The sequence below is a fragment of the Nosocomiicoccus ampullae genome (assembly GCF_001696685.1).
Lineage (GTDB): Bacteria > Bacillota > Bacilli > Staphylococcales > Salinicoccaceae > Nosocomiicoccus > Nosocomiicoccus ampullae_A.
In genome coordinates this window covers 1-22,212 of sequence record NZ_MBFG01000006.1, presented here as the reverse complement: position 1 = coordinate 22,212, position 22,212 = coordinate 1, and the positions used below count along the sequence as shown (strand labels likewise).

20 protein-coding genes and 2 pseudogenes are annotated in these 22,212 nt (G+C 36.1%); 14 read left to right on the top strand and 8 right to left on the bottom strand.

What is annotated here, in order from left to right; all coding sequences use genetic code 11:
• Positions 1-137 precede the first annotated feature (137 nt).
• From BBS29_RS04575 to BBS29_RS04535, 9 genes are all read left to right on the top strand, one after another.
• On the top strand, positions 138-1,490 hold the full coding sequence (locus tag BBS29_RS04575) for an IS1096 element passenger TnpR family protein (RefSeq protein ID WP_068129438.1): 1,353 nt from the start codon (positions 138-140) through the stop codon (positions 1,488-1,490).
• 1 nt (position 1,491) lies between these two features.
• Positions 1,492-2,268 carry a hypothetical protein gene (locus BBS29_RS04570; RefSeq protein WP_068129436.1) on the top strand — a complete coding sequence of 259 codons (777 nt, stop codon included), beginning with the start codon at positions 1,492-1,494 and terminating at the stop codon, positions 2,266-2,268.
• Between the two features lie 19 nt (positions 2,269-2,287).
• On the top strand, positions 2,288-3,481 hold the full coding sequence (locus tag BBS29_RS04565; protein WP_068129434.1) for an amidohydrolase: 1,194 nt from the start codon (positions 2,288-2,290) through the stop codon (positions 3,479-3,481).
• Between the two features lie 53 nt (positions 3,482-3,534).
• On the top strand, positions 3,535-3,921 hold the full coding sequence (locus tag BBS29_RS04560) for a hypothetical protein (RefSeq protein ID WP_179853830.1): 387 nt from the start codon (positions 3,535-3,537) through the stop codon (positions 3,919-3,921).
• A 265-nt stretch (positions 3,922-4,186) separates the two neighbouring features.
• Positions 4,187-4,852: a YveK family protein gene (locus BBS29_RS04555; protein ID WP_068129431.1), complete on the top strand. Its 666-nt coding sequence runs from the start codon at positions 4,187-4,189 to the stop codon at positions 4,850-4,852.
• Between the two features lie 4 nt (positions 4,853-4,856).
• The gene (locus BBS29_RS04550) at positions 4,857-5,546 is read left to right on the top strand and encodes a CpsD/CapB family tyrosine-protein kinase (protein WP_068129429.1); all 690 of its coding nucleotides are present in this window, start codon (positions 4,857-4,859) and stop codon (positions 5,544-5,546) included.
• Positions 5,546-6,313, top strand: coding sequence for a tyrosine-protein phosphatase (locus BBS29_RS04545; protein WP_068129427.1), 768 nt, complete (start codon positions 5,546-5,548; stop codon positions 6,311-6,313). Before BBS29_RS04550 ends, BBS29_RS04545 begins: the two co-directional genes overlap by 1 nt.
• Positions 6,314-6,330: 17 nt before the next feature.
• Positions 6,331-8,148, top strand: a complete 1,818-nt coding sequence (locus BBS29_RS04540) for a polysaccharide biosynthesis protein (RefSeq protein ID WP_068129426.1) — start codon at positions 6,331-6,333, stop codon at positions 8,146-8,148.
• A gap of 89 nt (positions 8,149-8,237) precedes the next feature.
• Positions 8,238-9,215, top strand: a complete 978-nt coding sequence (locus BBS29_RS04535) for an LCP family glycopolymer transferase (RefSeq protein WP_068129424.1) — start codon at positions 8,238-8,240, stop codon at positions 9,213-9,215.
• Between the two features lie 27 nt (positions 9,216-9,242).
• Here BBS29_RS04535 and BBS29_RS04530 read toward each other — a convergent pair whose 3' ends face one another.
• A complete protein-coding gene (locus BBS29_RS04530) occupies positions 9,243-10,094 on the bottom strand; it encodes an Abi family protein (protein ID WP_068129423.1) in 852 nt (283 codons plus the stop codon).
• Positions 10,095-10,239: 145 nt separating this feature from the next.
• Here BBS29_RS04530 and BBS29_RS04525 point away from each other — a divergent pair, with 145 nt between their 5' ends.
• Positions 10,240-10,863 carry a hypothetical protein gene (locus BBS29_RS04525; RefSeq protein ID WP_068129421.1) on the top strand — a complete coding sequence of 208 codons (624 nt, stop codon included), beginning with the start codon at positions 10,240-10,242 and terminating at the stop codon, positions 10,861-10,863.
• A gap of 190 nt (positions 10,864-11,053) precedes the next feature.
• On the opposite strand, the gene BBS29_RS04520 is transcribed toward BBS29_RS04525, so the two are convergent.
• Positions 11,054-12,394, bottom strand: a complete 1,341-nt coding sequence (locus tag BBS29_RS04520) for a sensor histidine kinase (RefSeq protein WP_068129420.1) — start codon at positions 12,392-12,394, stop codon at positions 11,054-11,056.
• Positions 12,384-13,046, bottom strand: a complete 663-nt coding sequence (locus tag BBS29_RS04515; RefSeq protein WP_068129419.1) for a response regulator transcription factor — start codon at positions 13,044-13,046, stop codon at positions 12,384-12,386. Before BBS29_RS04515 ends, BBS29_RS04520 begins: the two co-directional genes overlap by 11 nt.
• Positions 13,047-13,124: 78 nt before the next feature.
• On the opposite strand from BBS29_RS04515, the gene BBS29_RS04510 reads away from it, so the two are divergent.
• On the top strand, positions 13,125-14,135 hold the full coding sequence (locus BBS29_RS04510; RefSeq protein WP_068129418.1) for an ABC transporter permease: 1,011 nt from the start codon (positions 13,125-13,127) through the stop codon (positions 14,133-14,135).
• A gap of 1 nt (position 14,136) precedes the next feature.
• Positions 14,137-14,829, top strand: coding sequence for an ABC transporter ATP-binding protein (locus BBS29_RS04505; RefSeq protein WP_068129416.1), 693 nt, complete (start codon positions 14,137-14,139; stop codon positions 14,827-14,829).
• A 512-nt stretch (positions 14,830-15,341) separates the two neighbouring features.
• On the opposite strand, the gene BBS29_RS04500 is transcribed toward BBS29_RS04505, so the two are convergent.
• The 3 genes and pseudogenes from BBS29_RS04500 to BBS29_RS04490 form a co-directional block, all read right to left on the bottom strand.
• Positions 15,342-16,238 (bottom strand): nuclease-related domain-containing protein, encoded by an 897-nt coding sequence (locus BBS29_RS04500; protein ID WP_068129415.1) that lies wholly within the window; start codon positions 16,236-16,238, stop codon positions 15,342-15,344.
• A 184-nt stretch (positions 16,239-16,422) separates the two neighbouring features.
• Positions 16,423-16,719 (bottom strand): rhodanese-like domain-containing protein, encoded by a 297-nt coding sequence (locus tag BBS29_RS04495; RefSeq protein ID WP_068129412.1) that lies wholly within the window; start codon positions 16,717-16,719, stop codon positions 16,423-16,425.
• A 105-nt stretch (positions 16,720-16,824) separates the two neighbouring features.
• Positions 16,825-17,879, bottom strand: a pseudogene (locus tag BBS29_RS04490) (2,3-butanediol dehydrogenase).
• Between the two features lie 697 nt (positions 17,880-18,576).
• Here BBS29_RS04490 and BBS29_RS04485 point away from each other — a divergent pair.
• Positions 18,577-18,822 (top strand): cytoplasmic protein, encoded by a 246-nt coding sequence (locus BBS29_RS04485; RefSeq protein ID WP_068129410.1) that lies wholly within the window; start codon positions 18,577-18,579, stop codon positions 18,820-18,822.
• A gap of 78 nt (positions 18,823-18,900) precedes the next feature.
• On the opposite strand, the gene BBS29_RS08430 is transcribed toward BBS29_RS04485, so the two are convergent.
• Both BBS29_RS08430 and BBS29_RS04480 read right to left on the bottom strand, forming a co-directional pair.
• On the bottom strand, positions 18,901-19,053 hold the full coding sequence (locus BBS29_RS08430) for a hypothetical protein (RefSeq protein WP_218836837.1): 153 nt from the start codon (positions 19,051-19,053) through the stop codon (positions 18,901-18,903).
• A 183-nt stretch (positions 19,054-19,236) separates the two neighbouring features.
• Positions 19,237-20,085: pseudogene (locus BBS29_RS04480) on the bottom strand (Abi family protein); the annotation flags it as partial.
• 376 nt (positions 20,086-20,461) lie between these two features.
• On the opposite strand from BBS29_RS04480, the gene BBS29_RS04475 reads away from it, so the two are divergent.
• Entirely contained in the window at positions 20,462-22,054 is a 1,593-nt protein-coding gene (locus BBS29_RS04475; RefSeq protein WP_068129405.1) for a type I restriction-modification system subunit M, read from the top strand.
• The last annotated feature ends 158 nt before the right edge of the window (positions 22,055-22,212 follow it).

Below are 22,212 nucleotides of genomic sequence, written 5' to 3'. Positions count from 1 at the left end.
GTATTTAAAATGAAGAGCTTGAAACAACAATCTGTTGTGTTCAAGCTCTTTTTTCTATTCGTTTAAGTGTAATCGGTTCTTTTATCTTTTAAGTGAAACAATGATAAAATGAATGTAATGATAATGGTGGTGATGATATGGATCTACGTGCGTTTTTTAAAACATATTATAAAGATGATATGCTGTACCGTGCACTCATTTGGTACAATACGGAGTTTTCTACGGTCGATGATTTTGTCGAATTTAAATTACAGAAACTAAATAATGGTGAAGAGATTCAGACACTCGTTCACTCGCTATCTATGGCTGAAGTTAAGCTGGTAGAACGTTTAAAAATGGAGAATGAAGGTCAGGACGTCATTTATGTTGAAGAGAGTGAAGAACTTCTTCCGTTAAAAGAGTTTCAGTATATCATCGATACATCTGAAGGCTCTGTTACTCATTTTGATATCATAAAGAAAATTTATGACACATTGCTCAGTGAAGATTTAATTAGTGATGTAAAGATGATGTTAGATGATAGCGATATTGAGGCGCCGAGTGATATTTATAAATTAACACCGATTTATACGGGTAATATTTTATGGTTGTATGATAATTTAACGAGTCGACATTTACGAGACATAATTCGAAAATTAAATATCACACATTATGGATCGTATAAAGACAGTTTTATTGAAACAGTCGTGAACTATTTAAAGACGAAAGAATATATATCGCACGCACTCAGTCTTTTGCCAAACGAAACAGTGCTTCAGTTAAAAGAAAACGTAGAGAAGAACATTCACGTGTATGACAATAAAACGATGTGGCACGAGGCAAAGTCACTTGGAATTTTGGTACAAGTCCACCGCGATTATTTAGTCATGCATGAAGGCGTCTTAAATACTCTAAAAGACGTTGATATTAGCAGTATCACGTCGGTCGACGAAAGTAAATATTTTAACGGCTATGAATTATTATTAGTTATCGATCAAATACCATCGATTACGAGAAATGTCATTATTCCGACGCGTTTAAGCGGTCGAGAATTGATTGAAATTATAAAAGAGAGCTTTATTTGGAATAATCATGGAAGTTACATTTCGTTTAACGGGCAAAAGTTTTACGAAAATGGTGACGGTATAGATGCATCGTTTATACAAGTTGATGCTATGTTAAAAGCACATCCAATGTTTACGTTCCATTATAAAAGTGAAGAACTATATAAAGTGAATGTATCACTCATTAAAACCGTGACGACAGAACATTACGCACCGCGCGTGATTTCTCATTCAGGTGAGACTCCGATAGATAACGTTGGAGATATCGATAAAGTAAAATCGATGCTAGAAATACTTTCACGTCCAGACCATATCGACTATAAAGTCGTGTACGAACGCGCGCGTACAAGGAATTATCGAGAGCGTTATCCGATTACAGCAATAAACGCACATATCGCAAAAATCATACACCAGGAACGACCGTATTACGAAAAGAGGAAAGACTAACATGGATCTCGCAACGTTTTACAACATGTATTTAACAGATGTTCATCTTAAAAAGACAGGTGAACAAGGGACGAATTTATATAAATTAATCGATGAAAAAATCGAAGAGGCAATGAGTTATCAATACTTATCGATACTATCAGAATCACTCACACCAGACGAAATTGAGTTGATTACACGATTTTCAAACTTTCACCATGAGTCAAATGTACAAGTTGTGCCATTTGATTTAGACAAATATCCGTATCTTACTTTTAACCATCATCTATTGTTTATTGGTGAAGATGAAGGTGTCATTCATGAAGAGGTCATCGACGGTATATTACGAAGTTTTGGTAGACAAATTGAATTACCAACAGTAAGAGAAGATATCCACCTAAACAATGTCGATTTAAATCATGCGGAGTATACGACAGCGGTGAACTTATTTGAATATCCAATTATCGAATATTACAACATGCTCACTCGAGAAGAGCAGCTATATATGATCGCGAGTTATTTGAATATAGAATTCGAAGAAACAACAACACGATCACAATTAATTAATATGATCAGTAAACACTTAACAAATAGAGATGTCTTAAAATTAATATTAGAAACGATGGAAGAAAAAGAACGTCACGCATTTTTACAAAAAATCGAAGCGGGTGAAATTCTATTTACGATGGAAGAGTATACGTGGGAAGAAGTGATGATTTCTGGACTCGTGATGCCATATCAACCAGGAATTGCGATTATTAACGCGTCGATTTATGATATTTTAAAAAATGCAAATTAGAAAAAACGGAGGGCTTGTTATGAGTCTTAAAGAGAAATTGTTTAAAAAGCTTGAAGAAAAAGAAAATAAGATGATCGACATTCGTCGTCATTTACACCAGTATCCAGAATTATCTTTTAAAGAAGAAAAAACAGCGCAATTTATAGCGGATTTCTATAAAGATAAAGACGTAAAAGTGACGACACATGTAGGAAATGGTTACGGTATTATCGCTGAAATTAACGGTAAAAATAAAGGAAAGACGATTGGACTTCGTGCAGATTTCGACGCACTACCAGTGACTGAAGAAACGGACTTGCCGTTTAAATCTAAAAATGAAGGTGTCATGCACGCGTGTGGTCACGATGCGCATACTGCGTATATGTTGATCCTTGCAGAATCTCTTTATGAGTTAAGAGATGAATGGGACGGTACGATTAAAGTTATTCATCAGCACGCTGAAGAGGTTCCGCCAGGTGGTGCGAAGTCTATTGTAGAATCTGGTATTTTAGACGATTTAGATGAAGTATACGGCGCGCACGTTTTCCCAATGTTCGACACAGGGGTCATCCAATTTGCGACAGGTAATGCGATGGCAGGATGCTCAAACTTTGATTTAGTCATTCAAGGAAGTGGCGGTCACGGTGGGCTTCCGCATAAAACGAGAGACGCACTCGTAGCAGCGAGTTATTTTATTACAAACATTCAAACGATTGTATCTAGAAATATGAACCCGTTAGATATGACGGTTATTTCAATTACTTCTTTCGAGGACGCTACTGGTGGTTATAACGTCGTACAAGACAAAGTAACACTCCGCGGAACAGTGCGTTATTTACAAGAAGAAAATAAAGAATTCGTCTATGAACGTTTTAAAGATATGGTCGAAGGATTAGAGAAAGCATTTGACGTACAATGTGACCTGAATTACGACTTCCATTTCCCAGTGTTATATAACCATCCAAAAGAATCTGAACACGTTAGAGAGTTACTGAAAAATAGTATTGGAGACTATTTAACAGACGTACAAGTGACAGAACCACTTACAGGGTCTGAAGACTTTGCGTATTATTTACAAAAAGCACCTGGCACATATATTAACGTCGGTGCAAAACCAGAAGACGTTGAACATGCATATCAAAACCATCATCCGAAATTTGAGATTAATGAACAAGCGTTACTCATATGTGCAAAGTCTATCGGAGAAATAACCGTAGATCGTTTAGAGGCGTAATTATGAATGCTCAGGTTTTCCCTGGGCATTTCTTATATAGGAGGTAGATGGATATGACAGCAGTACTTGGTGTGCCGGGGACATATATCGCGTTTTTCTCAGCAAATATCTCTAACATGTGTTTGCCAGCCGCAGCGGCATCTCAAGATGCGGTCGGTGTTAAACCTGGGACAGACAAAGGAGAAATCGTCGCAACGCTCGGTATTAGTATGGCGAGCCTCGTTAACAAAATCATTTTAATACCTGTAATACTATTTGGATTATGGTTATTAACGATAATCCCAGAAAGCGTGCAGAATATATTCCCGTTTGTATTACCGGCAATATTCGGTGCAGTACTCGCACAATTTGCGATGAAATTCCCGCTATACGGAATATTCGCGCTCGCACTCGGACTAGCTGTACATGCGTTACCGATTTCTTTATTCTTAAAAATGTGACATGTATAATAATTGTTCTAACGATCATGATACTCAGAGAGCGCCGTAAAACTGTAGAGAAAGCGTAGGGGATGTAAAGCCAGCTCAATTTAGATGGAGAGCTGGCTTTATGTCATGTGTGGATGACTATAGGTAGAATGTTCCGTACTTTATTAGAATAAATTAGGATAACTATCTTCAAGCGAAAAAAGGAACGTTATTACATATTGATACATAATAGATATATATATATAATAACGATATATAAACATACTCGGAGGAAGAAATGGAACAGACAATAGATTTAGAAGATTTATTTAAAATTATTAAGAAAAACTTTTTTTCAATTGTAGCTTTACCATTATTATTTGGAATCATTGCGTTACTGATTTCTATGTATTTAATTACACCAAAATATGAGTCGACGACTCAATTACTGGTCAACCAAAAAGAGAATGAGAACTTGATATTAAGTCAGCAAGTTCAATCAAACTTGAAGCTGATTCAAACGTATTCAGAGATTATTAAAAGTCCACGTATTTTAGATGAAGTTTCAAATCGTCTAGATAATAGGTATACGACTACAGAAATTCAAAATATGCTAAATATTTCAAGTCAGTCGGACTCTCAAGTGTTAAACATCAGTGTTAAGAGTGAACACAGTGAATTATCAAACACGATCGCAAACACAGTCGCAGAAGTCTTCAGTGAAGATGTAGAAAACATTATGAATGTCGACAACGTGTCAATTCTTTCTGTTGCAGAAGGAAATGGAGAACAAGTAGAACCGAGAACACTAGTTAATGTCGCGGTTGGTATGTTTGTAGGATTTATACTTGCTGCGCTTATCATCTTTTTAAAAGAGGTACTCGATAAACGTATTAAAAATGAAGATGACGTTGCAGAATACTTAGATTTACCAGTGCTCGGTAGTATAGAAAAGGTGAAATAGTTATATGGCTAAGAAAAAGAAGACAATAAACCCATTAGAAACATATGAAAATCCGAAGTCTGTTTTAAGTGAGAAGTTTAGAGGAATACGTACTAATATCACGTTTTCAACGCCAGATGGTAACGTGAATGCTCTCGTAATCACAGCAGAACGACCAGATGCAGGAAAGTCAACAATTACTTCAAATGTAGCAATTACATATGCACAATCAGGCATGAAAACATTAATTATTGACGGAGATATGAGGAAGCCTACTCAACATTATCTGTTCCAAGAGCCGAATGCACGTGGACTATCTACAGCAATCGTTGAAGGAGAACCTATTGAACACTACGTCATCCCGACTCGTGTAAATAACTTAAGTTTACTTACGGCGGGTCCAATACCACCGAACCCGTCAGAGTTAATTGCTTCAGAACGTTTTAAAGAAATATTTGAAGAGTTAAAGACACAGTACGACATGATTATTATAGATACACCGCCGATTCTCACAGTAACAGATGCTCAACTATTTACTAAACTAGCTAATAATGCCGTACTTGTTATAGATGCGTCTCAAAATAACCGTAATGAAGTTATTCGAGCTAAGGAATTAATTGAGAAATCAGGAGCAAAAATACTTGGCGTCATTTTAAATAAAGCGACGTTAGATCAGTCTACAAGCAGTTACTACTATTATTATGGAGAAGAATAATGATAGATATACATTCACATGTTTTAGTTGGTATTGATGATGGACCTAAAAATTTAGAAGATGCGATTGAACTTTTAAAGCAAGCAAAAAATGAAGGTGTAACTGATATTATCGTTACACCTCATCATTTACATCCGAATTGGGATAATGAAGCAAAAAATGTTTATGAAGGACTCGAATTTCTTAAAGCTCAAAAAGAAGTTCAAGATATCGGTATAAATTTACATCCTGGACAAGAAATAAGAATTAAAGATGAATTGTTTAAAGAGTTAGATTCGAATCAGGCGATTGCTTTAGCGAACTCTCAATATATCTTAATTGAATTACCATCAGGTCATGTACCGTCTTCAACGAAGCAGATAATATTCGAATTACAAAAAAGAGGATATACACCAATCATCGCTCATCCAGAAAGAAATAAGGCGATCGCAAATGATTTGAAACTATTATATGAACTCGTTAACAGTGGAGCACTCGCTCAACTGACGACAACATCATTAAACGGTGGCTTAGGGAAGAAGCTTCAACAAGTGAGCTTACAAATGATTGATTATAATTTAGTTCATTTTATAGCATCCGATGCACATAACGTAGACAGTCGTCCGTTTATAATGGATAGTCTATTTAGAAATAAGAAACTAAAAGCATATCATGATGAATTGAATCAAATGATCAAAAATGCTGAAAGTCTTTTAAATAAAGAAAGAGTTTATACGAACCGACCAGAAGAGCCTACACAACGTAAAAAGTTTTTAGGCATTTTTTAACGTGAAAGGAGATTCTCATGAAGCCACCATCTATTAAATTTAGAATTTTTCTATTAATGCTTATAGATTCATTAATAGTGACATTTTCAATTTACTTAAGTTATTACATACTAGAGCCTTATTTTGAAGGTTACTTGCTTAGCAAACTTTTATTAACCGCCGGAATTTTACTAGTCAGTCATCATGTATTCTCTGCTGTGTTTAATTTGTATCATCGAGCATGGGAATATGCAAGTGTAAACGAATTGCTACTCATTGTAAAAGCTGTTTCAGCTTCTATGATATCGACGATGATATTAGTATCATTATTTACACAGAGTCCCCCATTTTTTAGATTATATTTTATAACATGGATGATGCACCTTCTATTAATTGGAGGCTCAAGACTTTCATGGAGAATCATAAGAAAGCAATTTTTATCAGATAAAGATATTGAGAAAATACCAACACTTATCGTAGGTGCAGGTAGAGGTGGATCCTTACTCATACGTCAAATGCTTACAACTCCTTATATGGGAATGGAGCCAGTAACGGTAGTAGATGATGATTTAAATAAGCAAGGAATGTCTATAACGACAGGGATTAAAGTACAAGGGACAGGAGAAGATATTCCTTCGCTTATATCAAAATATAAAATTAAAAAAGTGATTATTGCGATACCTTCATTAAAAAATAATCGATATAATGAAATTGCAAAAAAATGTGAAGGTATGGGTGTAGAAGTATTAAGAATGCCGAATATCGAGGAAGTAATGTCTGGTCAGCTAGAAGTTAGTCAACTAAAGAAAGTAGAAGTGGAAGACTTACTCGGAAGAGAACCGGTAGAACTAGACACAGCAATGATTTCAAAACAATTAACAGGGAAGGTAGTACTCATCACAGGCGCAGGTGGGTCTATTGGTTCAGAGATTTGCAGACAAATATGCAAGTTTGGACCGGAAAGAATTATCCTTTTAGGACACGGTGAGAACAGTATATACTTAATACATAGAGAACTCACTGAGCAATATGGAGAAGCAATCGACATCGTGCCAATAATTGCTGACATTAAAGACAAAGAGCGAATGGAAAAAGTTATGGAGAAATATAAACCATTTGCAGTTTACCATGCAGCAGCCCATAAACACGTACCACTTATGGAATACAACCCAGAAGAAGCGGTACAAAACAACATCTTCGGAACGAAATATACCGCAGAAGCGGCCAAAAAAGCAGGCGTAAGAAAATTCGTGATGGTTTCAACAGACAAAGCAGTAAACCCACCAAACGTCATGGGTGCAACAAAACGTGTCGCAGAAATGATTGTTCAAAGCTTAAATGATGAAGACAGTACGACAGACTTTGTCGCAGTAAGATTTGGAAACGTACTTGGTTCAAGAGGATCAGTAATCCCACTATTTAAAAAACAAATAGAAGCGGGTGGACCAGTAACAGTGACACATCCAGAAATGACGAGATACTTCATGACAATACCAGAAGCATCACGACTTGTACTACAAGCAGGTGCACTTGCAGAAGGTGGAGAAGTGTTCGTTCTAGATATGGGTGAACCAGTTAAAATAGTAGATCTCGCGAGAAAAATGATCCGTTTAAGTGGTTATAGTCAAGAGGAGATTGGTATAGAGTTCACTGGTATTAGACCGGGTGAGAAACTGTTTGAAGAGTTGTTAAATGAAGACGAGATACATCCAGAACAAGTGTATGAGGGTATATATAGAGGGAAAGTAGGAACTGTAACGACTGATGAAGTTAATGTTTTTCTTGAAGATTTAAAGGAATCTTTCACAAAAGAGAAGATAATTAATTATGCTAATAACTCAAAATCCCATGCATAGAAAAGGTGAGTGAGTATATTATATTTAAAGTTTTGAAGAATATTGTAACTTCACATGGTGTGAAACATTAGAAAGGGTGTCTCATGATTATGGAAGAGCAACCAAAAAAGATAAGAAAACGTAGACGTCGTAAAAAGAAAATGCCTGTATGGCTAAAAGTACTAATCACATGTTTTCTTTTATTTATTATCGCAGGTGCAGCTTTTGCAGGGTTTACTTTTTATAAGTTAAACCAATTGAGTACGAGTATTAATGAAGGTACGGAAGAGAGACAAGCTTCTAAACTTAGAAGAGAAGATGTAAATGTTGATAAAAAAGACCCGATTTCGATCGCTTTATTCGGTATTGACTCTGATGAATCTCGAGATGGACTTGGAGAACGTTCGGATTCGATTATTCTTTTATCAGTGAATCCAAATACTGACAAAACAGTAATGGTGAGTGTCCCGAGAGATACGCGTGCTGAAATTGTAGGGAATGGTACGGTTGAGAAAATTAACCACGCATATGCATATGGTGGACCAAGTATGGCTAAGGATTCCCTTGAGAATTTAATGGATGTACCGATAGACCACTATGTAAGCATTAATATGGATGGCCTTAAGGATCTAATAGATATCGTTGGTGGTGTTACTGTTACAAGTAATGCTACGTTTACTGTAAAAGGGAATTCGTATGTAAAGGGATTACCTTATGACATGGATGGTACAGAGGCTCTCGCGTTTACGAGAAGTCGTTATGAAGAAGGTTCTGGTGGTGACTTTGGTCGTCAGGATCGTCAACAACTCGTCGTTGAGGCATTAGGTCAAAAGTTATTATCCGTTGGTTCAATTACGAGAATTAACTCGATTGTAGACACACTTGGCTACAATGTAAAAACAGACTTAACGATGGCAGATATTCAAGATATCGGTACTAAATATAATGGTGCACGCCGTAATGTTGAACGTATTCAATTAGAGGGTACTGGAGAAACTATGGAAGACGGATTATGGTATTTCTTACCTGACGAAGACAGTCTAAAAGAAGCAGAGAGAAAGTATAAAGAGAATTTAGAGATAGAATAGAAATAGCTGAGATATTTAATATCTCAGCTATTTCTTTAAATCATTTTGAAAGTCTATCTCAAAGCCTAAGTGATGGAGATCAATATGACTTTCGTACTTTTTAATAAGATTTTTAAATCGTGAAAGAATTTCATTATTCCATGTATTTTTATCAGGATATAATTCCTTTATAATTACAAATAATGGCCACAAACTTCTATTGCGCGAATTGTTGTTAAACCCTTTTGGTATTTGTGTAAATGTATTATAGTAAATACGATCAGTGTGCGCGCATATATTACGTAGAATAGTTATACAATGGAACCAACTTTTTAACTTTGCATAATTTATTCTATATAAATGAGCGATTTGCTTTTGATCACTTATTTTTAAGTCACTATAAAAAATTGAAGTAGTTGTAAGAGAAAACATTTCTACCATAACCCATATTGGGAAACGAGAATTATAGTTTTTCTTATGGTGTTTAACATACAGTTTATCCTTTTGCTTTCTTTTTAGCTTTTCGATTGTTTCAAGGAATTTTGTATGATTGTGCATAGCATTAAAATTATTCTTATTTAAATAACCTTCTGAACCATATTTATGTGCACAATAATATGCTAACTTAGTCTTCAAGTCTGTTTCAATAGGTTCTATCATTTCGAGAATTAAATTTCTAAGTTCTCTATCGAAAAGGTAAATATTATAAAGTCGATTAAAATCGATATTTTGATATTTATCGTTCTGAGTCTTAAAAGGAAGTAAGTAAGCTGAAATTTTATAGTAGTTAATTTGAGAAAGAATCTTTTTAGTTTGTTCTTTATCAGTAATTGAACAACCTCTTTGCTCTAATTTAGCGATTTGCTCATCATAAGTTATTGGAGGCTTTAAGTCTTTCAAACGTCTTCACCTTTATAAAAAAATGTCTCCCACTGGGACACATCATCATAGATGAGAGGTGCGGGGAGTCCTATTAGAGTCATAATATAATAATATTTAATAATAGTCAATAGAAACAAATTATTGTTGATAGAAGGTGTGTTAGATGAATAAAATATATAGTACATTTGAAATGTTATATATGCATTTTACTTTTCCTATTTTAATTTTGTTAGTAATATTAATATTTTATAAAGAATTTAAGAAACTTTTCGATGTGTTAATTAATAAAATAAGAGAAGCTGATGATATTAAACTAGAATCTTCAAACATTATTTTAGAGCTAGCTAACAGAGAGAATAGCATTAAGAAGCAATTAGAGCTAATTTATGATAAAAACAGATTATTGCAACAGAAACTTGAAGAAAATAGAGGTGGATTAGATACCGGCGGTGGAGGTGGGGAAGGAAATATATCGTCGCATGAATATGAGCTTATAACAAATCCAAGATATTTGCGCCAAGAACTCAATGTTAGAAGTGCTAAAGAGTTAATCACAGAGCTCTATGATTTATATTATCATAACCGAATGATATATCATGGGCCTGAAGATAATTTAGTCCTTAATACTAAAGAAGAAATCGATGAATTTTACTCATTCTCCAAAAATATAGAAAATGAGAGTCTAATTACTGAAGATTTAGTAATAAATTTCCAAAAAATTATTAAAGCAATTTTAGATTATCAACAATATTTATCTTCAGTAAAATTCTTAGAAGAATATAATTAAAAACCTTAGCAAAACTGATGGTTTTAAATATGGACTATTGTATAAAAAATCATAAGTAATAGTGCAATATACAACTATTACTTATGAAATCTTTTATCAACATATAGTGATAAAGTATTTAAAATAAATTAAAATGCATCAATCTAAGAGATAGTATAATAATCGAATTTACGCAGTAAATTCGGTCTATTTAAACCGTCACCGTTATTTTCGTACCTTTTCCTTCTTCAGACTCTACTTCTATTTCACCGCCGTGTAGGTCGATGATTTCTTTAACGATTGCCATTCCAAGACCGTTTGATGGGATGTTGTCTTCGGCGCGATGGTCTTTATGGAATCTCTCAAAGAGATGCGATTTTGTGTCTTCGTTCATACCGATGCCGTCATCTTCTACGATGATTGCTACGCGCTCATTGTTTTTTCTGACATAGATATTGATTTCACCGTAATGATTCGTGTATTTAATTGCGTTAGTGAGTAGGTTCGTAATCGCCTGATATAAGAGATGGCTGCTTCCATATATTTCGATATCTTCAACGTGCGTCATTAAAAAGATTTCTTTTTGGTCGAGCATGTATGACTGACTTTGGACGATTTCGTTAATAAATGGTCGTGCACCGAAGTGCGTTTTCTTTAGCTGTGATTCACTCTGTTCAATTGAAGCGAGGAGTAACAGTTGCTTTGTTAACCCGCTCAGTCGCTTCGCCTGGTGTTCCATATTTTGAATCGTGTCTTTATTGTATTCTCGTTTTAATGATTCAAGTTGCATGAGTAAGTTCGCGATCGGGGACTGGATTTCGTGTGAGACGTTAGCAACGAATCGTTCGTTCGTTTTTTGTTGATCACGAATCGCTTGACTCATATGCGCCATCTCACGTTGCAGTGTTCCGATTTCATCGCGTCTAGTGACAATGTTTTCTGTCGTATATTTTCCTAACCTTATGTCACTGGCGAAATTCTTTAACCGAATGACCGGTGCGATTATAAAGTTAGACGATAAAGCAACAAATATAATCGAGAATACGATTAAAAGACTCAGTAGAATCGCTAAAAATATACGAAACTCTCCCATACTTTCTCCGACGTTCGGGCGCATAAATACGGAATACGTCTCACCGTGAATCGTGACATTTGTACCGACTGTGTTTTTCGTTTCATTGTCAAAGAATCCTGTAATTAAAATGTTGAACGGTCGATTTTTAATTCCGTGATAGATGTCATCTTGCAGTGCATCTTCTGGTAAGTTATCGAGTCGAAACGGATCGCCGTAAAATTGTTTTTCTCCGTTTTTAATCACGACGAGTTGAAAGTCTAAACTCGCGATTTGATTAAAAATTTCTTCAGCAGGTCTCTTATCATTTTCTATAAACTCTTTTTGTTTTAATAACGTTTCAGTAATGCGCGCGTCGTTTTTTTCTTTCTCATAAAAATGGTAGTAGACGTTTGAGAGTAGGAATGCGAGTATGCTGCTTATTGCCATAACAACGAGTGTAATGACGATAAAACGTGTCGACAAATGTTTAAAGTTCATGGACTTGATATCCAATCCCGCGCACTGTTTTAATCTCAATACGAGAGTTTACAGCACTGAGTCGTTTTCTCACACGTTTAATATGCACGTCTACTGTACGTTCGTCACCTTCAAAGTCATATCCCCAAATTTCTTCAATGAGCATATCTCTACTACATACATTCGGATAATTGATGAAAAGCTTCTCGAGCAACTCGAATTCTTTTCTCGGGAAATATAGTGTTTCAGAATCGACTTCAATTAAGTACGCATTACTATCTAAAGTGACATTCCCAATCGTCGTACTTGATGATTGACCGTATCTTGAAAGGACCGCTTCAATTCTAAATTTTAACTCTTCTGGTTCAAATGGTTTCGTCATATAATCATCCGTTCCCGCTTGATACGCTTCACGTTTATCGTATAATTCACTTCTCGCTGTAAGCATAATGACCGGTATATCGTAATCATTTTTTATATGTTTACATAGTTCAAATCCGTTCATATACGGCATCATAACGTCGACAACAGCGAGGTGTATGTTTTCATCTTGTAAAATATCGAAAGCTTGCATAGCGTCTTCAGCTAGAAAAGGTGTGTAGTCAGGCTGTAACTTTGATGCGACCATATCACGAAGGGACGCTTCGTCGTCTACAATTAAAATGTTAACCATAATTTCCTCCTAAAATAATTTGTTCATATTGAGTTCATAGTAGCGGTGTAATATACACAGTGAAGGAAGGGATAGCCAATGAAAATCGCTTTTAAAGAACTCAAATACTATAAATTCAAATACTTAATGATCGGCATAATTTTATTTTTACTCGCATTTTTAGTCATGTTTGTTTCAAGTTTAGCACAAGGGCTTGGAAAAGATAATATATCAATGATCGAGTCATTGTCTGGTGAAGAAATTCTAATTGAAGACGATTCAAACAACGAGATTCAGCAGTCGGTGTTAAGTGAAGATGTCGTAAATGACGCACGCGACAATGGCTATAAAAGTCTGTCGATGACACCTCTAAGATTTGAAAACAACGATAGCGTACAGCTCGTTTATACAAATGCTGTGAATTTAAATATTGTTGAAGGAAGTAAGCCAAACGGACAAGATGAAATACTCGTTGACAGTACGATGGCAGAAAGCTATAACGTTGGCGATACAGTAGAAGTAAAGGACTCAGATATCACGTATAAGATTAGTGGATTTGTTAAGCGTCAAATGTACGCGCACACACCAATCGCTTTTACAACAAAAAATGGCTTTGAAAAAATTAAAGAAGCGGACGTAAATATTATGGTCGGTAGCGATGAGTTTAAAGCAGAAGGTGTCACGACGATTACGAAAAAAGATTTAATGAACGGCATCCCGAGCTATCAAGCAGAGCAGTTACCACTCAATTTAATGATCGTGTTTTTATTCGTCATTTCTGCGATTGTGATTAGTGCATTCTTCTACGTTATAACGATACAAAAAACGAAAGAATACGGTATTTTAAAAGCAATCGGCACAAAAAACATGCGCATGGTATCGATGATCGTCACTGAAGTGTTCGTCATCGTTATATTAAGTACACTAATTGCGATTGGCCTCACGTACTTACTGAGTACTTTATTACCAGTAACGATGCCGTTTTTCGTAAACAATAAATTAGTCGTGTTATTATTTGGATTATTTATGGTCGTGTCATTAATTGGCGCACTATTATCAGTAATAAAAGTCGTAAAAATCGATCCGTTAACTGCGATAGGAGGAGATTAATGTGTTAAAGCTAGAGAATATATCAAAAACTTACGGTAAAGGTGATACTCAAACTGAAGTGCTAGAAGATATCAACTTAAAAGTCGACAGTGGAGAACTCGTCGTATTATATGGACCGTCCGGTTCAGGGAAAAGTACGCTACTATCGATTATCGGTGCTCTTTTATCCCCAACAGATGGAAAGATTATTATGGATGGAGACGACTGGACGTCTTATAAAGATAGCGAAATGACAGACTTACGACTCGGAGAAATTGGATTTATATTTCAAGAGTCTCACTTACTGCCGTACTTAAAAGTCCGCGAGCAACTCGAGTTTGTCGGACGTGAAGCGGGTATGAGTAAAAAAGAAGCAAAAGCACGTGCCGAAGAAATCCTTAAATTATTTGGACTCGATCACCGCCTCGACCATTACCAAAAATCACTATCTGGTGGTGAACAACAACGCGTCGCGATTGCTCGCGCGTTTATGAACAACCCGTCACTCATATTGGCAGACGAACCAACCGCATCACTCGACTTCGAGCGCGCAGTACAAGTCGTCGAAGTTATCCAACAGCGCGTCAAAGAAAACGGCGCAGCATGCATCATGATTACTCACGACCAGCGCATCTTTAAATACGCAGATCGCCTATACGTCTTAAAAGGCGGCAAGTTACAAGAAGAAAAAATACAAGATAAAGAAAGCGCATAGAAATAAATTTATTTATTGAACTCCCGCAGATTCCCCTGAACTATTCCTAGATTCCCCCTAAAGATATAGGGTAGTTCGGGGGAATCTTTTTTTGTGGGGAGGGGAGTAATTTAACTGAGAATCGTCGGTGGAGTGCCGGATTCGCCGCCGATTCTGGTTATCGCCTGCGAAAATGAACTCTCACCGACGCAGCCAGCATTATCGTCGGCGAGTTTTTATTTCACCGACGGTAACAACAGTATCGTCGGCGAAAAATGGGCTTCTCAATAATTCGCCGACGATTCGGCAATTTCCGACGGCGAATAGAAATTTGGCCGACGATAAGTCCCATAGCGTCGGTGGAAATCTCATTTCACCGACGATTCGGCCGAAATCAAAGAGTCGCCGGCGAATAATCCTATTCACCGACGATTCGAACCAATTTCCAGCCGCTAGCCGAGCACTCTCATTCAAATTCACCGTCCGCACGCACCGCTACTTTACAAGATAAAATACTACGGGGCTTTTCTTCTTCATCGTAATGTATAATGCGTACCGCGACCTTTGTTGTGACGCACGCATTCTTCAGTTAATACTTTTTGTAAATTGTGTTTTGTGAGAACCCCGCCTGAGAAGTCGATGAGTGCGGGTACAGTAATTTTCTCTGTCGGAAAAAGGACAGAGAAGTCCCGAGCGGTTTCAAGAACTATTTCTTTTACTGAGGTTTTCAAATCGCATGTCTCGCAAGTAAAAGAATTTCGCCCAGATAGGTGAAGCGGAGAACCGTCGTTAAAGCAAAATACATTTTTCTTTAAATTATCATATTGATAGATGACTTGTGCGGGGCGAGTGTCTTTTATATTATGCGCGAGTAACTTTTCCTTTAACTGAAGAGTGGTATCACTCACAGCATCTCGGTTTCTAGCCAAATTGTCTAGAACGCGCCTCAGCTGTGCACGCGTAATAATCGATAGGTGATCCGGTGCATTATACAAATGGAATTCTTCGTTTATAAACACGACAAACTTACGAACCGATCGTCTTATATCTAATCTATAAAGTAATTCACGAAATTTTTCCGTCGCATCATCCAGTTGACGAACAGGTGACGGGATTTTTTGCATATTATGATATACATAAAACTCATCTTCTTTATAAATAAAATCACCAATGTAGTTTTTCACTTCAAACAGTATACATTCATTATTAGATAAAAAAACAGTATCGATTTGACGTGTAGAGCCATCAATTTCAAACGTAAAATCATGGATACTTGTACACGTATTATACGAAGCTAAAATCTCAGAAAACTCATTTTCACCTTCAAACCCACGCTCTAATCGCTCTAAGTAATATTTAGCATCATCATTGAGCGGCAAGCGCCACTTTAACGCACGCAACTGCTGATGCGCAAAACTTCTTTCCAACATATAAAACCTCCAGCTGTTTTACGCTTATATTAGCTGATAAAGTACAATCAGTCTAAAAGCAATTTTCTAGTTTCCGTTCTTAAAATACGTAGTATTTAAAAAAACATTCGCGGTTTTTAAGTAATTCCTAGAGCAGATTTTTAAAATCTGTTTGCAAAATAAAAAAAGATGAGTCTCCTCATCTTTATTTCACTTCATTGACGTATGCGATTATTCCGCCGTTTAAGTTTTTAAATTCGTAACCGAGTTGTTCTAAGTACTGTGATGCCATTTCACTGCGTTTTCCAGAGCGGCAATATGCATAATATTCGCGGTCTTTCGGTAAATCAAACGTCTCGATTTCGTCAAGTGGATATAGAAGCGCACCTGGAATGTGTACTTCATCGTATTCTTCTTTTGAACGCACATCGATTAACTGCTTGTTGTCCGCGAGTTTTTGTAATTCATCTTTAGTAAAATTTAGCATTTCTAACTGTTCCATTAAAATCCTCCCAACTTTATCTCTAATTTGATTTTATATGAACTCCTCCAAATTGCATACAAAAAAACACCGTATCCGATTCGGATACGATGTTTGAAACTAATCTTATTCTTCGCCGCTAAGTTTGACTAAGATTTTCGCTTGGCTTTTATCTTCAATTAGAGTGTTGAAACCTTTGTCGATAATTTCATCAAGCTCGATTTCACTTGTGATCATTGGGCTTGGGTCGATTTGACCTGATTCAATCATTTTCACAGTTGCTTCAAAAATGTCTGGCTCGTATCCAAGTGTAGAAGAAATTCTTACACCACTTGTTGTGAGTAACATTGGGTTGAAGTCGATTGCTCTTTCAAAGATAGAAACGATTGTTACCATACCTCTTGGGCGAGTTGATTTAATAGATTGTTCTAACGTAATCGGTACACCAGCAACTTCAAATGTACGATCTACGCCGTCTGGATAGAACTGGTGGATATACTCGATAGGGTCTTCTTTACCACTATTTAATGTGTGAGTTGCACCGAATTCTTTCGCCTTTTCTAAACGCTCGTCTGATAAGTCGAATACGAAGATATCTCTCGCACCAGCCGCACGTGCAGCAAGTACAGTCACTAAACCAATAGGGCCTGCACCGTAAATCGCAACAGACTCTGCAAATTCCATTTCAGATTCGCGAATCGCTTGTAACGCAACAGCTGTTGCGTTACAAGTGCACCGATTTTAAGTGAAGTTGAATCTTGTAATTTAACGATATTCTCTTTTGGAACAACGACATAATCAGCGAACGCACCATCACAACCAAGACCGATGAAAGTACCTTCTTTATAGAAGTCATATAACGGATTCGGGTGTAAGTTATTCGTTAACGCTGGGTTTACACATACTTTATCTCCAACGTTTAACCCTTCAACACCTTCACCTAACTCCTCAATGACACCAGAAAACTCGTGCCCCATAACGACCGGACGCTCTTGACCAGTGATTGGGTTCGGTTCATCACCAGGGATGAAGATCGGGCCACCAAGATATTCGTGTAAGTCCGTACCACAAATACCCGTCCAAGCAACCTTAACTTTCACAAGACCATCTTGAACCTTAGGCTCTTCGACCTCTTCAATACGGACGTCTTTCGTGTCATAGTAAACTACTGCTTTCTTCAAAAACACTCCTTTTATATTTATATATCTATTATACCAAGTGAACGTTCATTATTATGCATAATAAGAAGAAAAAATTCGGCGATTTTGTGAGAAGTTAGAATTTTTGAGTGTGTTTAGGCGATTGATGAGTGGGGGAGCGGGCTTTTATTCTTTTTAAATCGATGAAAAACTAGGGTTGCATGACAATATGGGACAAACTATCGCAAATCGATGAAAACCTACGGGGCTGGCGCGAATCGTCGGTGAAACGAACTTCCCGCCGACGCTATGAGACTTACCGTCGGCCAAATTTCTATTCGCCGACGGGAATTGCCGAATCGTCGGCGAATTATCGAGAAACCACTTTTTCGCCGACGATACTCGGTTTACCGTCGGTATTTTAAAAACTCGCCGACGATAACCCCGTTAGCGACGGTGAAGATCTCAGTTCGCCGACGATAGGGGGATTTACAAGTTACGTTCATATAATTGTGTAAAATAGAAAAAAGAGCCATCGTATTCTCTGTTATAATTTAGTTACCAACAAAAATTAACAGGGAGAGAATACAAATGACTCAACTTAATTTTACAGTAGATATGAAAAAAATTCTAGAGGATATCTCTGGAAGTAACCTTAATGAAATGACTAAAAGTCTTCCTTCTCTAGGTTTAAACTTAGTGATATAATAATAAAAACTATGTACTGTAAGGAGATATTATGGATCATATAACCGCTCATAAGTATAGTACTGCCAATAAAACGATGCTAGAAAGTGAAGAACGATGTGGATGTTTCCATTGTGTTAGTATCTTCTCACCGAGAGAAATAACTGAATGGAGCATAGATTATCGAGATAAGACAGCCATTTGTCCATACTGTGGTATCGACGCTGTCATAGGAGAATCGGTTGGATATCCACTTACAAAAGAATCATTAGAGAAAATGCACAATCACTGGTTCTAAACGAAAATATAATGCGAGACGATAGAAATGAAAATTCTATCGTCTTTTTTATTTGAAAAAGTAGAGGGCCGTATATCATTAAACGGGTATTTCATTTTGTGAAAGTAAATCGAAAAAATTAGGATCAATGCTTGATAACTCGATGAAAAACAATTGTCCGTCGCGAATCGTCGGTGAAACGAACTTCCCGCCGACGCTATGAGACTTATCGTCGGCCAAATTTCTATTCACCGACGGGAATCATCGAATCGTCGGCGAATTCTCAGGGAACCACTTTTTCACCGACGATACTCGATTTACCGTCGGTATTTTAAAAACTCGCCGACGATATCCCTGTACGCGACGGTGAAGATTTCAGTTCGCCGACGATAGGGCGCTCGAATATTTTTATAACTAATATCAATCTAAAATAGGTCAGATTTTTAATATACGTACAATATCATCTAAATTATTGATGTTTGAAGATGGACATATGAATCCCATTTGATTTAAAACTGCTTGGAAATCTATAGTTACTAATTCTTCGCTCAAGTTCATAAATTCTTTCGTAAGTTGATCTGCAAAAGTATTAAAATCTTTTGGTTCTAATAATAATTTCAGAATAAAAGTTAAACTTGCAACAGAAGAGTCAATCTCAGTTAAGTTCAAATACCCATCAAACTTAATGACATAGGGTTTTCCATATCTATTTCTTTTCTTAAAGTTATAGAATCTCTCGTCATGAGCAAGTATGTTTCTAAAAATACCTAATGTCTTTAAATAATTATTAAAGTTTTTCGGTGATATAGGATGATTATGGTCAAAATTATCTGACACAGACTTTCTTTCACGATGTTTCATATGTGAGTAGAACTTACTTGTTTCTCCAAAAGTCATCGAATTAACCAAGACCCATAACGGTACATAGTTATGTTCTTCTCTATAATGTTTAATATATGGTTGTACATTCTTAGATTTCCAAATATTATTTGTTAGTTTGCTGATTAAATAGTTTACATCTGTATTTTTGATGCCATCACTATAGGGTGTGAAGTTATTCCTATGTAAATATTCATAGTCTTTATAACCAAAATTCATAGAGAAATTATAAGCAATAGATGATTTAACTAGTTCTTCTATTCGTAAAACTTCATTAAGATAAAGACTTCGTAGTCTTTTATCGAACATATATAATGCGTATATTTCTTGCAAAGAGCTACCTTTTATATAGGTTCCCTTACTTTTGTTTGATAAAAACAAGTCGGAATATCCATTGATTAAATTATAATAATTACTCTTTTAATTATGTTTAAATTATAATAAATCGGAAAAACATCTAGTCCTCTGGACTTAAGTAATTTTAATTGTTGCGCATAAGTTTTAAAAACTTTGTCTTGCTTAATCAACACCTCACTCCTAACCTAAAAAGTGTAAAAGTAAAATAACCAGATTTGACAAACTATATCTATATTATATAATATAGATAGCAGACTGACCTTGTCATTTATGGCAGGGCTTTTTTTATATCTAGACATAATTAAATATATTATACTAAAAATTGACTTGTTTTCGTTTGTTTATTAGCCTTTCTTAAGTAAATATGACTATTGCTTAGGAGGGGCTATTTTTCTATTAAAATTTAATATAGGGAGATCTTACAATGGCAGAAAAAATAAATACAAAAACGTTGTACCAAACATTATGGAATTCAGCTGATATTTTACGTTCTAGAATGGATGCGAACGAATATAAAGACTATCTTCTAGGACTTGTTTTCTACAAATACTTATCTGACAAAATGTTATATTACATATCTGAATTAATGGAGTCACCAACTCAAGATTTAAATGAAGCACAGCAAATTTATGAAGAAATATACGGTGACGATGAAGACCGTGAAGACTTATTATATGATGTACAAGATACATTCTCATATACAATTAAACCTGAGTTAACTTTCACAAAACTAATGTCACAAATTAACGATGGTACGTTTGAATTAGAATCTCTTGCGAGAGGGTTTAAAGATATCGAGCAGTCATCTGAAGCATTTGAAGATCTGTTTGAAGACATTGATTTATATGCACGTCGACTTGGAACAACAGATCATAAGAAAAACGAATTAATCGCATCAGTGATGAAAGAACTGTCTACATTAAACTTAACAGGTCACGCCGGTGATGTGCTTGGTGATGCTTATGAATACTTAATCGGACAATTTGCGTCTGAATCTGGTAAAAAAGCAGGGGAGTTCTATACACCTCAACCTGTATCAGAATTAATGACTCGTATCGCTATTGAAGGTAAGGAAGATAAAGAAGGGCTTACTGTATATGACCCAACGATGGGGTCGGGTTCTTTAATGCTAAACGCGAAAAAATATTCAAATCATCCAGGAAAAATCTCATATTTCGGTCAAGAACTAAACAATACGACATATAACTTAGCACGAATGAATATGATTTTACACGGTGTACCAATTGCGCAGCAACACCTACATAACGCAGATACGTTAGATGCTGACTGGCCAACAGAAGAACCTACAAACTTTGATATGGTACTTATGAACCCACCATATTCAGCAAAATGGTCTGCAGAAAAAGGCTTCCTAATGGATAACAGATATTCTAGATATGGCCGACTTGCGCCAAAATCAAAAGCGGATTTCGCATTTCTATTACACGGATTCTATCACTTAAAAGATACAGGAACGATGGCAATCGTACTCCCACACGGTGTACTATTCCGTGGTGGTGCAGAAGAAGCAATCCGTAAAAAATTATTAGAAGATGGATCAATAGACGCGGTAATTGGATTACCTTCGAACCTATTCTTTAACACATCTATTCCAACGACAATCGTAATCCTGAAAAAAGACCGTCCGAACCGTGACGTTCTATTCATAGATGCGTCAGCGGAATTCGAGAAGAAGAGGAATCAGAACCATTTAACAGAAGAAAATATCGAAAAAATTCTAGAAACATATAGAAACAGAGAATTCGTAGACAAATATGCTTACGTTGCAGAATTTGAAGAAATAAAAGAAAACGACTTTAACTTAAACATCCCGAGATACGTCGATACATTCGAAGAGCCAGAACCAATCGATATTAAAGAATTATCAAAAGAAATGCAGGAGATAAATAAAGAAATCGCTGAAGCGGAAAAAGAATTCCTTGCAATGCTTGATGAGTTAGAAGTGACAGATGAATCAAGAGAAATCATCGAGGCGACAAGGGAGATGTTCAAATAATGAAAAAACAAAACGAGCAGAGACTAGTGCCTAAGCTAAGATTCAAAGGATTCAGTGAAGATTGGGAGCAGCGAGAGTTACATGAAATGGTGAATTTTTCGAAAGGGAAAGGCTATTCTAAAAAAGACATTGTAGAATCAGGAACTCCTTTTATGAGA

Excerpts from the sequence above, each read along its gene's own strand:
- BBS29_RS04515 (WP_068129419.1), bottom strand. The coding sequence starts at position 13,046 with ATGGTTAACATTTTAATTGTAGACGACGAAGCGTCCCTTCGTGATATG.
- BBS29_RS04475 (WP_068129405.1), top strand. The coding sequence starts at position 20,462 with ATGGCAGAAAAAATAAATACAAAAACGTTGTACCAAACATTATGGAAT.
- BBS29_RS04525 (WP_068129421.1), top strand. The coding sequence starts at position 10,240 with ATGAATAAAATATATAGTACATTTGAAATGTTATATATGCATTTTACT.
- BBS29_RS04510 (WP_068129418.1), top strand. The coding sequence starts at position 13,125 with ATGAAAATCGCTTTTAAAGAACTCAAATACTATAAATTCAAATACTTA.
- BBS29_RS04550 (WP_068129429.1), top strand. The coding sequence starts at position 4,857 with ATGGCTAAGAAAAAGAAGACAATAAACCCATTAGAAACATATGAAAAT.
- BBS29_RS04520 (WP_068129420.1), bottom strand. The coding sequence starts at position 12,394 with ATGAACTTTAAACATTTGTCGACACGTTTTATCGTCATTACACTCGTT.
- BBS29_RS04535 (WP_068129424.1), top strand. The coding sequence starts at position 8,238 with ATGGAAGAGCAACCAAAAAAGATAAGAAAACGTAGACGTCGTAAAAAG.
- BBS29_RS04500 (WP_068129415.1), bottom strand. The coding sequence starts at position 16,238 with ATGTTGGAAAGAAGTTTTGCGCATCAGCAGTTGCGTGCGTTAAAGTGG.
- BBS29_RS04555 (WP_068129431.1), top strand. The coding sequence starts at position 4,187 with ATGGAACAGACAATAGATTTAGAAGATTTATTTAAAATTATTAAGAAA.
- BBS29_RS04570 (WP_068129436.1), top strand. The coding sequence starts at position 1,492 with ATGGATCTCGCAACGTTTTACAACATGTATTTAACAGATGTTCATCTT.
- BBS29_RS04560 (WP_179853830.1), top strand. The coding sequence starts at position 3,535 with ATGACAGCAGTACTTGGTGTGCCGGGGACATATATCGCGTTTTTCTCA.
- BBS29_RS04565 (WP_068129434.1), top strand. The coding sequence starts at position 2,288 with ATGAGTCTTAAAGAGAAATTGTTTAAAAAGCTTGAAGAAAAAGAAAAT.
- BBS29_RS04545 (WP_068129427.1), top strand. The coding sequence starts at position 5,546 with ATGATAGATATACATTCACATGTTTTAGTTGGTATTGATGATGGACCT.
- BBS29_RS04485 (WP_068129410.1), top strand. The coding sequence starts at position 18,577 with ATGGATCATATAACCGCTCATAAGTATAGTACTGCCAATAAAACGATG.
- BBS29_RS04575 (WP_068129438.1), top strand. The coding sequence starts at position 138 with ATGGATCTACGTGCGTTTTTTAAAACATATTATAAAGATGATATGCTG.
- BBS29_RS04540 (WP_068129426.1), top strand. The coding sequence starts at position 6,331 with ATGAAGCCACCATCTATTAAATTTAGAATTTTTCTATTAATGCTTATA.
- BBS29_RS04495 (WP_068129412.1), bottom strand. The coding sequence starts at position 16,719 with ATGGAACAGTTAGAAATGCTAAATTTTACTAAAGATGAATTACAAAAA.